At 67.1% G+C, this 11,740-nt stretch carries 11 protein-coding genes; 7 read left to right on the top strand and 4 right to left on the bottom strand.

Annotated features, from left to right (window positions below; translation table 11 throughout):
• Window positions 1-5: 5 nt before the first annotated feature.
• From AB4Y91_RS11780 to AB4Y91_RS11795, 4 genes are all read left to right on the top strand, one after another.
• The gene (locus AB4Y91_RS11780) at window positions 6-689 is read left to right on the top strand and encodes a hypothetical protein (RefSeq protein WP_441418664.1); all 684 of its coding nucleotides are present in this window, start codon (window positions 6-8) and stop codon (window positions 687-689) included.
• Between the two features lie 190 nt (window positions 690-879).
• The gene (locus tag AB4Y91_RS11785) at window positions 880-2,088 is read left to right on the top strand and encodes an anion permease (protein ID WP_441418665.1); all 1,209 of its coding nucleotides are present in this window, start codon (window positions 880-882) and stop codon (window positions 2,086-2,088) included.
• Window positions 2,088-2,309 carry a hypothetical protein gene (locus tag AB4Y91_RS11790; protein ID WP_441418666.1) on the top strand — a complete coding sequence of 74 codons (222 nt, stop codon included), beginning with the start codon at window positions 2,088-2,090 and terminating at the stop codon, window positions 2,307-2,309. The genes AB4Y91_RS11785 and AB4Y91_RS11790 overlap by 1 nt, the downstream gene beginning before the upstream one ends.
• Window positions 2,310-2,423: 114 nt before the next feature.
• On the top strand, window positions 2,424-2,972 hold the full coding sequence (locus AB4Y91_RS11795; RefSeq protein WP_441418667.1) for a dihydrofolate reductase family protein: 549 nt from the start codon (window positions 2,424-2,426) through the stop codon (window positions 2,970-2,972).
• A gap of 33 nt (window positions 2,973-3,005) precedes the next feature.
• On the opposite strand, the gene AB4Y91_RS11800 is transcribed toward AB4Y91_RS11795, so the two are convergent.
• Window positions 3,006-3,470 (bottom strand): hotdog fold thioesterase, encoded by a 465-nt coding sequence (locus tag AB4Y91_RS11800; RefSeq protein WP_441418668.1) that lies wholly within the window; start codon window positions 3,468-3,470, stop codon window positions 3,006-3,008.
• Between AB4Y91_RS11800 and polA the strand changes: the two genes are divergently transcribed.
• The 3 genes from polA to rpsA all read left to right on the top strand — a co-directional run bounded on the left by polA (window position 3,469) and on the right by rpsA (window position 9,414).
• Window positions 3,469-6,375: a DNA polymerase I gene (gene polA, locus AB4Y91_RS11805; protein ID WP_441418669.1), complete on the top strand. Its 2,907-nt coding sequence runs from the start codon at window positions 3,469-3,471 to the stop codon at window positions 6,373-6,375. The genes AB4Y91_RS11800 and polA overlap by 2 nt on opposite strands.
• Window positions 6,376-6,440: 65 nt before the next feature.
• A complete protein-coding gene (locus tag AB4Y91_RS11810) occupies window positions 6,441-7,727 on the top strand; it encodes a GNAT family N-acetyltransferase (protein WP_441418670.1) in 1,287 nt (428 codons plus the stop codon).
• A gap of 211 nt (window positions 7,728-7,938) precedes the next feature.
• Complete coding sequence (gene rpsA / locus AB4Y91_RS11815; RefSeq protein WP_175323298.1) at window positions 7,939-9,414, top strand: 30S ribosomal protein S1; 1,476 nt, start codon at window positions 7,939-7,941, stop codon at window positions 9,412-9,414.
• Between the two features lie 353 nt (window positions 9,415-9,767).
• On the opposite strand, the gene AB4Y91_RS11820 is transcribed toward rpsA, so the two are convergent.
• The 3 genes from AB4Y91_RS11820 to AB4Y91_RS11830 form a co-directional block, all read right to left on the bottom strand.
• A complete protein-coding gene (locus AB4Y91_RS11820; protein WP_441418671.1) occupies window positions 9,768-10,205 on the bottom strand; it encodes a DUF1810 domain-containing protein in 438 nt (145 codons plus the stop codon).
• A gap of 304 nt (window positions 10,206-10,509) precedes the next feature.
• Entirely contained in the window at window positions 10,510-11,046 is a 537-nt protein-coding gene (locus tag AB4Y91_RS11825) for a GNAT family N-acetyltransferase (protein ID WP_441418672.1), read from the bottom strand.
• Entirely contained in the window at window positions 11,030-11,731 is a 702-nt protein-coding gene (locus AB4Y91_RS11830) for an IMPACT family protein (protein ID WP_441418673.1), read from the bottom strand. Before AB4Y91_RS11830 ends, AB4Y91_RS11825 begins: the two co-directional genes overlap by 17 nt.
• Between the last annotated feature and the right edge of the window lie 9 nt (window positions 11,732-11,740).

The following is an 11,740-nucleotide window of genomic DNA, read 5'->3' on the forward strand; positions in this document are numbered from 1 at the left end:
TTGCCGTGGATTCCCTGTTCAATTTTATCGGCCACAACTGGTGGCTGGTGTTCCCCTTGAGCGCGCTGCTCGCCAACTGGGCCCGTTCCTGGGGCAAGGCCGCCGAACGCCGGCACCGCCGAAAGGTGGAGCTGTACCGGCTGAAGAACCACCAGGCCGAGGTGGAACAGGCCGGCCGCGACGAGGTACAGGCCCTCATCGACGCCCACGACGCCGTCAACCGGCGCTGGCTGGACTACGAACTGGACGTCGGCAAACTGATTGACTTCCCCGTGATGACCGATGTGCGGGAGCCCCTCACCGTGGCCTTCCTGCGCGCCAAACGCGAAGCCGACGGCCTGCGCCCGGCGGACCCCGGACAGCTCACGACGTCGGCCCGGCTGACGGAATACCGCGCCGCCGTGCGCGGCTATGAACTGGCCTTCGACGTCGCCGAGCGCGAGGCCCGCCGGCTCAAGGACAGCAACTTCACCGGACCGGAACGCGAGCGGCTCGCCACGGCCCGGAAACTGCTGCGGATCGCTTCCGACGGCGCCGCCACCTCGGCCGAGCGGCAGACGGCGTACAAGCGGGCACGGCGGGAGCTGGACGGCCTGATCGTGCTGCCGGAGGCAACGGTGGCCTCCCTGGAGGAGAAGATTGCCGGCATGCTCGACGCCGGTCCGGCGCTGGGGAAACCGCAGGGCTGACCGCCGCCGGCTCCGCGGCCGGGCACGTTGTTTTGCCCTGCACCCATTGGCACGTACGATCTATAGGGTTTCAGGACAGCTTTGGTGAACTGCGCGGGTGCACGCCGCTTAACAGCGGGTGAACAGTGAGAAGCAAGGCCGCCACGGGGAATGAAACTGCTGACCGTCGACTCTGCAGATTGGGCAACAGGTGGAAATCACCGTAATGGTGGCGCTGGTTATTGCGCTGGCGCTTTTCTTTGACTTCACGAATGGATTTCACGACACCGCGAACGCGATGGCGACACCCATCGCGACCGGTGCCATCAAGCCCAAGACCGCCGTCGCCCTCGCGGCAGTGCTGAACCTGGTGGGGGCGTTTCTTTCCACCGAGGTGGCCAAGACGGTGTCCGGCGGCATCATCCGGGAAGGGTCCGACGGCGTCCAGATCACCCCGGACATCATCTTCGCCGGCCTGATGGGCGCCATTCTGTGGAACATGATCACCTGGCTGAAGGGCCTGCCCTCCAGCTCCTCGCACGCCCTCTTCGGTGGCCTGATCGGTGCGGCCATCGCCGGCATCGGCCTGCACTCGGTGAACTTCACCTCGGTGCTCCAGAAGGTCCTCCTGCCCGCAGTTTTCGCCCCCGTCATCGCCGCCGCCGTGGCCTACGTGTGCACCCGGCTGGCCTACGCGCTGACGGCCCGCCATGACCCCGAGACCGGCAGCAAGCTGACGCAGAAGCGCGGCGGGTTCCGCACCGGACAGATCTTCACCTCCAGCCTGGTGGCCCTCGCGCACGGCACCAATGACGCGCAGAAGACCATGGGCATCATCACCCTGGTGCTCATCTCGGCCGGAAGCCAGGCTCCCGGCTCGGGACCGCAGCTTTGGGTCATTGCGGCCTGCGCCCTGGCCATCGCGATCGGCACGTACTCCGGCGGCTGGCGGATCATCCGGACCATGGGTTCGGGCCTCACCGACGTCAAACCCGCCCAGGGCTTCGCCGCGGAGACCAGCACCGCGGCCGCCATCCTCGCGTCCTCCCACCTCGGCTTCGCCCTCTCCACCACGCACGTGGCCTCGGGCTCGGTGATCGGCTCTGGGATGGGCCGCCGCGGCACCACCGTGCGCTGGGGGACCGCGGGGAAGATCGTCGTCGGCTGGCTCTTCACCCTCCCGGCCGCCGGGATCGTCGGTGCCCTCACCGCCATGCTGGTGCACACCGGCACGGTCGGATTCGTCATCGCCGCAGTCGCCGGCACGGCAGCCGTGGTCTACATGTTCGTTGCGTCCCGGAAGTCCCACGTCGGCCACCACAACGCCGTCGAGGTCGAAGAGGCCGGCCAGGCCATCCGGTTCGCCAAGAAGAAGGCGGCTGCGGTCAGCCGCAACAACAACTCCAAGGGTGGCCGGTAATGAAGTGGCTTGAACTCGTCCTGGTAGCGGGGGCCACCCTCGTTTCCGCAGTGACCGTCGTCGTTCTCTACGCCCTGGGCGTGCGTCTCACCGCCATCGCCGGGGACGTCCGGACCAGCCAGCCGGGCTGGATCCGGCCGCTTTCCTACGTCTGCTTCGGCCTCTGCGGCATCGCGGTGCTCTTCGGGCTGTACCTGATCATTCCGTACTTCAGCAAGTAGCCGACGGCGGCGGCGCCGGCCGGGCACCCCGCTCCGGAAGCGGTGCTCCCGGGAGCGGGTGCTCTGCGAGCGGGTGCTCTGGGAAAAGGCCCCGGCGGTGGCTACGCTATGCACATGCCCGGCTTCCAGTACTTCGTAGCGGCCTCCCTGGACGGCTTCATCGCCACCGCGGACGACGACCTCGACTGGCTGCTCCAGTTCGACGGCTTCGCCGGCGGCAAGGAGAGCTACGAGACCTTCATGGCTGACGTCGGCTGCATCGTGATGGGCGGGGAAACCTACGCCTGGCTTACCGAGCACGAGCCCGGCAACTGGCCCTACCCGGGAACCCCGTGCTGGATCTTCACGCACCACGAACTGGCGGCCCCGAAAGGCACGGACATCACCTTTGTCCGCGGACCCGTGGCCGAATTCGCCGAGGACCTGATGGACGCCGCCGCGGGCAAGAACGTCTGGGTGGTGGGCGGGGGTGTCCTCGCCGCGCAATTCGCCGACGCCGGACTGCTGGCGGAACTGATCATCTCGATCATCCCGCTCGTCCTGGGCAGCGGGAAGCCGCTGCTTCCGCTGGCCCGCCCGACGGCGCCGCTGGATCTGCTCTCGTCGCAGACCATGGGCCGCGGCATCGTCGAGCTCCGCTACCGCCTCCCGGGCGGCTCCTGACGCGGGACTGAAACCCGGCTTACCGCGGAAACGCTACTCGGTCACATCCCGCAGCAGGTTGGTGATCCGCGCAGTGGACAGCCGGCGGCCCTGCTCGTCGGTCATCACGATTTCATGCGTCGTGAGCGTGCGGCCCAGGTGGATGGCGGTGCAGGTCCCGGTCACGGTGCCGGAGGAGATCGCGCGGTGGTGCGTCGCGCCGACGTCGATCCCCAGGGCCTGTCGCCCCGGACCGGCGTGCATGCCGGCGGCGAAGGACCCCAGCGTTTCGGCCAGCACCACGTGCGCGCCGCCGTGCAGGATTCCAGCCACCTGGGTGTTGCCCTCCACGGGCATGGTGGCGACGGTGCGTTCAGGGCTCAACTCGAGGAAGTGGATTCCCATCTTCACCACGAGGGCGCCCACCCCCATCCGGCCCAGCCAGTCGTGCAGTTCCGCGGGAACGCCGGCGGCTTCCAGTTCGGCGGCGAACGGGGCGGGCGTGAAATTGTCGATCATGGCAACTAGGCTGGCACCTGTGAGCGAAACTACCAAACCGGCCCCTTCCCCTTCTGCCGCAGGCACTGCAACGGCTGCCGCAGGCAGCACAACATCCGCCGCCACCGACGCGCTGGCGGATGCCGTTGCGGCGTCCGGCGGTTCCCTGCTCGTGGCTGAGGCGGCGAAGAAGCCCCGGCGCAGCAGGCCCGAGGTTTCCGCCACCGAAGCGCCGGTCATTCCCATCACGGACCAGCCCCGCCTCCTGGTACTGGACGGACACTCCATGGCGTTCCGGGCATTCTTCGCCCTGCCCGCGGACAAGTTCTCCACCTCGACCGGGCAGCACACCAACGCCGTGCATGGCTTTACGTCGATGCTGATCAACCTGATCAAGGCGCAAAAGCCTACCCACGTGGCCGTGGCTTTCGACGTCTCCGATGACACCACCCACCGCAAGGCCGAGTACGACGGCTACAAGGGCGGACGCAATGAGACCCCGCGGGAAATGAGCGGCCAGATCGACCTGATCGATAAGGTCATGGGCGCGTGGGGCATCAAGACCATCAAGATGCCCGGCTGGGAGGCAGACGACATCCTGGCCACGCTCGCCGCGATGGGGGAGAAGGCGGGCTACGAGGTGCTGCTGGTCTCGGGCGACCGGGATGCCTTCCAGCTCATTACGGACAACGTGTTCGTGCTCTACCCCAAGAAGGGTGTCAGCGACATTCCCCGGATGGACGCGGACGCCATCCAGGAGAAGTACTTCGTCAGCCCGGCCCAGTACTCGGACCTCGCCGCCCTGGTGGGCGAGAGCGCGGACAACCTCCCCGGCGTTCCCGGCGTCGGGCCCAAAACGGCGGCCAAATGGATCAACCTCTACGGCGGCCTTGAGGGCGTCCTGGAGAACCTTGACGCGATCGGCGGAAAGGTGGGGGACGCCCTCCGCGAAAACGTCGAGGAGGTCAAGCGGAACCGGCGGCTCAACCGGCTCCGCACCGATCTGGAGCTGCCCGTCACCCTGGACGAGCTCGCCGACCCGCGGCCGGACCAGGCCGCCCTTGAGGAGCTGTTCGACGCCCTCGAATTCAAGACCATCCGGACGCGGCTCTTTGCCCTGTACGGCAGTGACGTGACGGAAGCCGAGCGGGAAAGCATCGAAACCCCGGACTTCACGGTCCCCTCGGACGCCGCCGAGCTGGGCGCCTTCCTCGCGGGCGGCGCCGGGAAGCGGTCCGCCATGGCGGTCGACCTCGTGCCCGGCCGGATCGGCGAGGACGCCGCCGCGCTGGCGATCGTACGTGACGACGCCGCCGTGTACATCGACCTGGCCCGGCAGGACGCCGACGCCGAAAACGTCCTGGCCGCCTGGCTGCGTGACCCCCAGGCAGCCAAGGTGATGCACGGGTTCAAGGCCGCACTGAAGGCGCTGACTGCCCGCGGCCTGGAACTTGAGGGCGTGGTGGATGACACGTCCATCTCCGGCTACCTCATCCAGCCCGACCGCCGCAGCTACGAGCTCGCCGAGCTGGCGCAGCACCACCTCAACGTTGCGGTTTCGCAGGAAGCCGCGAAGGAAGGCCAGCTTGAGCTGGCGTTCGACGGCGACGACGCTGCCGCCGCCGGTGCGCTGGTGCACGTCGCCGCCGTCGTCCAGGCCCTGAGCCGCTACTTCGAATCAGAGCTCAAAGAGCGCAAAGCGCAGGACCTGCTGACCACCCTTGAACTGCCCGTCAGCCGGGTCCTCGCCGACATGGAACTGGCAGGAATCGCCATCGACATGCCGCGCATGGATGAGCAGCTGGCGGACCTCGCCAAGGTGATCGACAACGCGCAGGAGCAGGCCTTCGCGGCCATCGGCCATGAGGTGAACCTCGGTTCGCCCAAGCAGCTCCAGACCGTCCTGTTCGACGAGTTGGGCCTGCCCAAGACTAAGAAGATCAAGTCCGGCTACACCACCGACGCCGCCTCGCTCAAGAACCTGCTGGAAAAGACCGGGCACGAATTCCTGGTCCAGCTGATGGCACACCGCGAATCCTCAAAGCTGCGCCAGATGCTGGAGTCGCTGAAGAAGTCCGTCGCGGAAGACGGCCGGATCCACACCACCTACGCGCAGAACGTCGCAGCCACGGGGCGGATCTCGTCCAACAATCCGAACCTGCAGAACATCCCGATCCGCAGCGAGGAAGGTCGCCGCGTGCGCGGCATCTTTGTGGTCAGCGACGGCTACGAGTGCCTGCTCTCCGCGGACTATTCGCAGATCGAAATGCGCATCATGGCCCACCTCTCGGGAGACGCCGGACTGATCCAGGCGTACAAGGACGGCGAGGACCTGCACCGGTTCGTGGGGTCCAACATCTTCCATGTGCCCACTGACCAGGTAACCAGTGCGATGCGTTCCAAGGTCAAGGCGATGTCCTATGGGCTGGCCTACGGCCTGACCTCGTTCGGCCTGTCCAAGCAGCTGGAGATTTCCGTTGACGAGGCCCGGACGTTGATGAAGGACTACTTCGACCGGTTCGGCGCCGTCCGCGACTACCTGCGCGGCGTCGTCGACCAGGCCAGGATCGACGGGTACACCGCCACCATCGAGGGCCGCCGCCGGTACCTCCCGGACCTGACCAGCACCGACCGGCAGCTGCGCGAAAACGCCGAACGGATCGCGCTCAACTCGCCGATCCAGGGCTCCGCGGCCGACATCATCAAGCGGGCGATGCTGGGCGTGTCCGGCGCGCTGGCCGAGCAGGGGCTGAAATCACGGATGCTGCTGCAGGTCCATGATGAACTGGTCCTCGAAGTCGCCGAGGGCGAACGCGAGGCCGTCGAGAAGCTCGTGACGGAACAGATGGGGGCCGCGGCGCAGCTCTCGGTTCCGCTGGAAGTCCAGATCGGCATCGGCTCCAGCTGGTTCGAGGCAGGGCACTAGGCCCGGCCCCGGAGCCGGGCGTTCAGTTCTTTCAAAGTTGCAGGAATTTCCAGGGGGAGAAGCACGTGGCAGAGCAGTATGACATCAGGCGTTTCCAACCGGCGGCCAAGGACGACGCGGCATACCCGGAGTCGGTCGCCTGGATGCGGGCCGTAGCCTTCGGCTTCCACGACGCCCGCCGAAGCGACGAACGGGTCGACAGAGGCCTTGAGATGCAGCGCGCGGACGGGCGGGTATTGACCGGTGCCTACCAGACCGGTCCGGTGGCCGAGCATGCCCTCGGCACCGATGTACCGGTGGCAACGTTCGGCACGATGACCAAGACGCTGAACATTGGCTACGGCCGGCTCCTGGACACGCGGCTCGTGACTGCCGTCACCGTGCGGACCTCGCACCGCCGCCGCGGCCTGTTGCGCCGCATGATGGCGGAGGAGCTGGGGCTGGCACGGCAGGAGGGGCTGGCGATGGCGGCACTGACGGCCTCCGAAGCGTCCATTTACGGCCGGTTCGGCTTCGGCGTTGCGACCTCGGAACAGTCGATCAAGGTCGACACGAGTGCCCGCTTCGTCCTGAACCACACGCCCGTTGGGAGCGTTGAGGTGGCTGATCCCAAGGTGCTCCTTGAGTTGGCGCCGGTGATCTTCGAACGCTTGCACCGCCAGACGCCGGGTTCGGTGGACCGGCACGAGTTTTACCGGCAATTCGCTTCCGGTTCCATCAGCCGGGAAGACGGTGAGGACCCGAAAGTCAAGGTCGCGCTGCACTACGACGCCGACGGCGCCGTGGACGGCTACGTGTCCTACAAGTTCGGCGGCTGGTCCAGCACCCCGTACACGATGGACGTCGTCGATCTGGTGGCCGCCACCCGCACCGCCTACCTGGAGCTGTGGCAATACCTCGGCGCCATCGACCTCGTCGAACGCGTGACCTGGGACGAGGCGCCCGTTGACGATCCGCTGCCGTGGGCGCTCACGGACCCGCGCTGTGTTGATGCCTCGGACGCCCGGGACATGCTCTGGCTGCGGATACTGGACGTGGAGAAGGCGCTGGCCGCCCGGCGCTATTCCGCCGACGGAGCCCTCGTGTTGCGCGTCACCGACAGCCTCGGCTTCGCGGCCGGGACGTTCGCCCTGCAGGTCGACGGGGGAGAGGCGACGGTTACGCCGGCCCCCGACGCCGAACCGGTGCTGACGCTGGATGTCGCGGACCTCGGGTCCATCTACCTGGGCGCCGTCTGCCCGGTGACCCTGCAGGCGGCCGGCCGGCTTACCGAACACACCCCGGGGGCCGCGCTGACTGCGCGGCTGATGTTCGCCGTCGAACGCGCACCGCACTGCCTCACGCACTTCTAGGAGGGCGCCGGCGGGCTCCGTTGCGCTTTGACCGGCGTTGACGTATACGACTAGACTAAACGGGCGTGTACTACGTGTGCGCAATCTAATCCACAAAATCAGGATGACCCGGCGGATCGCCTTTGATTTGCCGTGTTCTTCACCCGCGTCGCCGACGAGGGTGGGACGGTTTGCCTGACCGACTAACTATCCACAACGGAGCCCCTACTACATGACCATCACCTCAACCGAGAAGTCCGGTACCCCCGTAGTCGCGATTAACGACATCGGTACCGCCGAGGACTTCCTCGCAGCAGTCGACGCCACCATCAAGTACTTCAACGACGGAGACCTCGTCGAAGGTACCGTCGTCAAGGTCGACCGCGACGAAGTCCTGCTCGACATCGGTTACAAGACCGAAGGTGTCATTCCCTCCCGCGAGCTTTCCATCAAGCACGACGTTGACCCCGGAGACGTCGTCTCCGTTGGCGATCAGGTCGAAGCCCTGGTGCTCACCAAGGAAGACAAAGAAGGCCGTCTGATCCTCTCCAAGAAGCGCGCTCAGTACGAGCGTGCCTGGGGCGACATCGAGAAGGTCAAGGAAGAAGACGGCGTCGTCACCGGTACCGTCATCGAGGTTGTCAAGGGTGGTCTTATCCTCGACATCGGCCTGCGCGGCTTCCTGCCCGCATCCCTGGTCGAGATGCGCCGTGTGCGCGACCTTGCTCCGTACATCGGTCAGCAGATCGAAGCCAAGATCATCGAGCTGGACAAGAACCGCAACAACGTTGTGCTGTCCCGCCGTGCCTGGCTCGAGCAGACCCAGTCCGAGGTCCGCTCCACGTTCCTCAACAAGCTGGAAAAGGGCCAGGTTCGTCCCGGCGTCGTTTCCTCCATCGTCAACTTCGGTGCCTTCGTGGACCTGGGCGGCGTAGACGGCCTGGTCCACGTTTCCGAGCTGTCCTGGAAGCACATCGACCACCCGTCCGAGGTTGTCGAAGTTGGCCAGGAAGTCACCGTCGAGGTTCTCGAGGTCGACCTGGACCGCGAGCGCGTCTCCCTGTCGCTCAAGGCTACGCAGGAAGATCCGTGGCAGACCTTCGCCCGCACCCACGCCCTCGGCCAGGTTGTTCCGGGTAAGGTCACCAAGCTGGTTCCGTTCGGCGCGTTCGTTCGCGTTGAAGACGGCATCGAAGGCCTGGTCCACATCTCCGAGCTCGCCGTGCGCCACGTTGAGCTGGCCGAGCAGGTTGTCTCCGTTGGCGACGAGCTCTTCGTCAAGGTCATCGACATCGACCTCGAACGCCGCCGCATCTCGCTGTCCCTCAAGCAGGCCAACGAGGGCGTCGACGCCGAGTCCACCGAATTCGATCCGGCTCTCTACGGCATGGCCGCTGAGTACGACGAAGAAGGCAACTACAAGTACCCGGAGGGCTTCGATCCGGAGTCCAACGAGTGGCTTGAAGGCTACGAGACGCAGCGCGCCGCCTGGGAGCAGCAGTACGCTGACGCCCAGACCCGCTGGGAAGCCCACAAGAAGCAGGTTGCCCAGCACGCTGCCGACGACGCTGCCGCTGCAACGTCCGGCGAGAGCGACTCCGGCACCACCAGCTACTCCTCCGAGCCGGCCGCAGCCGAGACCGGTGCAGGCACGCTTGCATCGGACGAAGCCCTCGCCGCTCTGCGCGAGAAGCTGACCGGCAACTAATTGCCACCGGCCCGGGTCGCCCCGGGCCAAGCAAAGCGGGTCCCTGCCACGTGCAGGGGCCCGCTTTGGGTTAAGCTGCGGGTTCCCGCGGGGCCCCGCGGGCTTGGGGACGTGCCCAGTCCTCGGCCCGGGGAATGGACACAGTACGAATATGTCCAGTGGCCCGGGCGGGCGCCGGGCATGTTCCTTGCACTGAGGGAGGCACGGGATGCCGCGCGGGCTTGGGGACATGCCCAGTCCTCGGCCCGGGGAATGGACATAGTACGAATATGTCCAGTGGCCCGGGCGGGCGCCGGGCATGTTCCTTGAATCTCGCGGGCCCCACGGGGAGTCGGGGCGGGTGCCGCGACTGTTCAGGACGCGGAGCTGAGGATCCGGTCCGTGGCCTCGTCGGGGACTCCGCCGAAGTACTTGTCCAGGATCTGCTGGAACACTGCTTCGTCGGGCGCGGCCCGGAGGAACAGGGTCGACGACGAGTGCAGTTTCCGGGCGTCGATGCCTCCCAAAATCTGCTGCGCGCTTCGGCCGTCGACGGCGAGGATTGCCCGGGCGCAGTCCAGCAGGCGGCCACCCAGGACCGGGTGGTCCAGGAAAGCACGGGCTTCGTCCAAAGATGAGACGGCATATTTGCGTGAGGTCGGGCTCTGTCCCAGCCCGGCTATTTGCGGAAAGATGAACCACATCCAGTGGCCGTGCTTGGATCCGGCCCGGAGTTCCGACAGCGCACCCTCATAGGTTCCCGCAGAGTCCTGGGCTTCCACGAAGCGTGAGAGGTCGAAGGGGTCGTTCACGTAGATTCTCCTAATTCGCTGTTTCACAGCCCGGTAGCTGCGCCGGCGCCGGAACGGTCTTTTGCGCCGGAACATGGCCTTTCCCTCATCCAACCACTCTTCCGGCGTCCCGGGGGAGGGCATGTCCGTTCCTGGGCACGGGCGGTGGGCATAATGGCATTATGCCCATTGCCCGGTGTGGGCGCTGGGCATGTCCCTCGGCGGGGGCAGAACCCGGGCACGTCCCCTCCCCGTGGCGGAGCAAGGTTTCTGGGGGAGCATGTCCATTCTTGGGGCCGGGCACTGGGCATGTCCACACCCGCGGCTACCCCAGCTTGAAACGCGCGCTGACCCGCCGCCCGTCGGCTGCGAGCTCGGCACCCGCGGAACGCAGCAAGGCCTGGGCCGCGACATTCCCGGGGGTCGTTTCCGCCTCCAGCAGGTCCGCCCCGGCCGCCGCGGCCTCGGCCTTGACCAGGCGCAATGCCTCCCGGCCGATGCCGCGCCCGCGGAAGCTCCGGCCTAGCCAGATCCCGGTCTCCAATGCGCCGCCGTCCTGCGGGAACGTCCCGGGCCGGGCAGCCGGAACCCGCAGCAGCCGGATGGAACCGGCCAGCTCGCCGTCGGCCGTGATTGCCCAGGTTTTCTGCCGCGCCGGGCCGTCGAGCCCTGCCGCGGCGGCGTGGTGGTAGTCGCGGAACCAGCTGATCCGTTCGGTGTTCCAACCCTCGGCGGTCCCCAGCGGCGGGGTGACCTCGTCGGCGTCGGCGTCGTGCAGCGCCACCGCCAATAGCCGCTCCAGCACCGGGTCCGTCACGTCCACGAGCGCCACCACGGGCACCGGTTCAGTTGATGGCAACATCGACCCACTCCGTTTCTCCGGGCAGCAGCACGGCGCTTCCGGCCGAGAGGGCCGCGAGGCGATCAGCGGCCTGCGCCAGCGCAACGGGTTCGTCCGGCAGGGCCAGCCGAAGAACCGTCGTCTGCGCATCATAGCTGGTGCCGGCCATCACATACCCGGCCGCGCGCAACTCATTCTCGAGCCGGCCGGCGGAGGCGTGTGGCACCGGCACGGCGCAGATCCGCAGCCGCTGGCGCCGCACCAGCGGCGCGAGCTCCAGCGCGGCGGACACCGATTCGGAGTAGGCCCGGACCAGTCCGCCCGCGCCGAGCAGGATCCCGCCGAAATAGCGGACGACGACGGCGGTCACGTCGCTGAGGTCCGTCATGCCGGGCCCGGTTTCGCGTTTCAGCAGTGCCTCCAGCATCGGGATGCCGGCCGTGCCGGAGGGTTCGCCGTCGTCGTTGGAGCGCTGCACCGCGCGGTCCGGGCCAAGGATGAAGGCCGAGCAGTGGTGCCGGGCGTCGTGGAATTCCCGGCGCAGGCCAGTGACCAGGGCGCGGGCGCTTTCCTCGTCGGCGGTGCGCTGGAGCACGGTGATGAAGCGGGACCGTTTGATCTCCAGCTCGTGGCGGAAGCCGACGCCGGCCGCCAGTGTGGTGTAAACGGTGGCTCTGCTTTCCGGAGAAACCGCGTCGACTGGCACTGCTTCAGT

It is taken from the genome of Arthrobacter sp. YAF16 (assembly GCF_052113385.1).
In the GTDB taxonomy this organism is placed as follows: Bacteria; Actinomycetota; Actinomycetes; order Actinomycetales; family Micrococcaceae; genus Arthrobacter.

Coding starts and splice junctions, on each gene's coding strand:
- AB4Y91_RS11790 (WP_441418666.1), top strand. CDS start 2,088: ATGAAGTGGCTTGAACTCGTCCTGGTAGCGGGGGCCACCCTCGTTTCC.
- polA (WP_441418669.1), top strand. CDS start 3,469: ATGGCAACTAGGCTGGCACCTGTGAGCGAAACTACCAAACCGGCCCCT.
- AB4Y91_RS11825 (WP_441418672.1), bottom strand. CDS start 11,046: ATGTTGCCATCAACTGAACCGGTGCCCGTGGTGGCGCTCGTGGACGTG.
- AB4Y91_RS11795 (WP_441418667.1), top strand. CDS start 2,424: ATGCCCGGCTTCCAGTACTTCGTAGCGGCCTCCCTGGACGGCTTCATC.
- rpsA (WP_175323298.1), top strand. CDS start 7,939: ATGACCATCACCTCAACCGAGAAGTCCGGTACCCCCGTAGTCGCGATT.
- AB4Y91_RS11800 (WP_441418668.1), bottom strand. CDS start 3,470: ATGATCGACAATTTCACGCCCGCCCCGTTCGCCGCCGAACTGGAAGCC.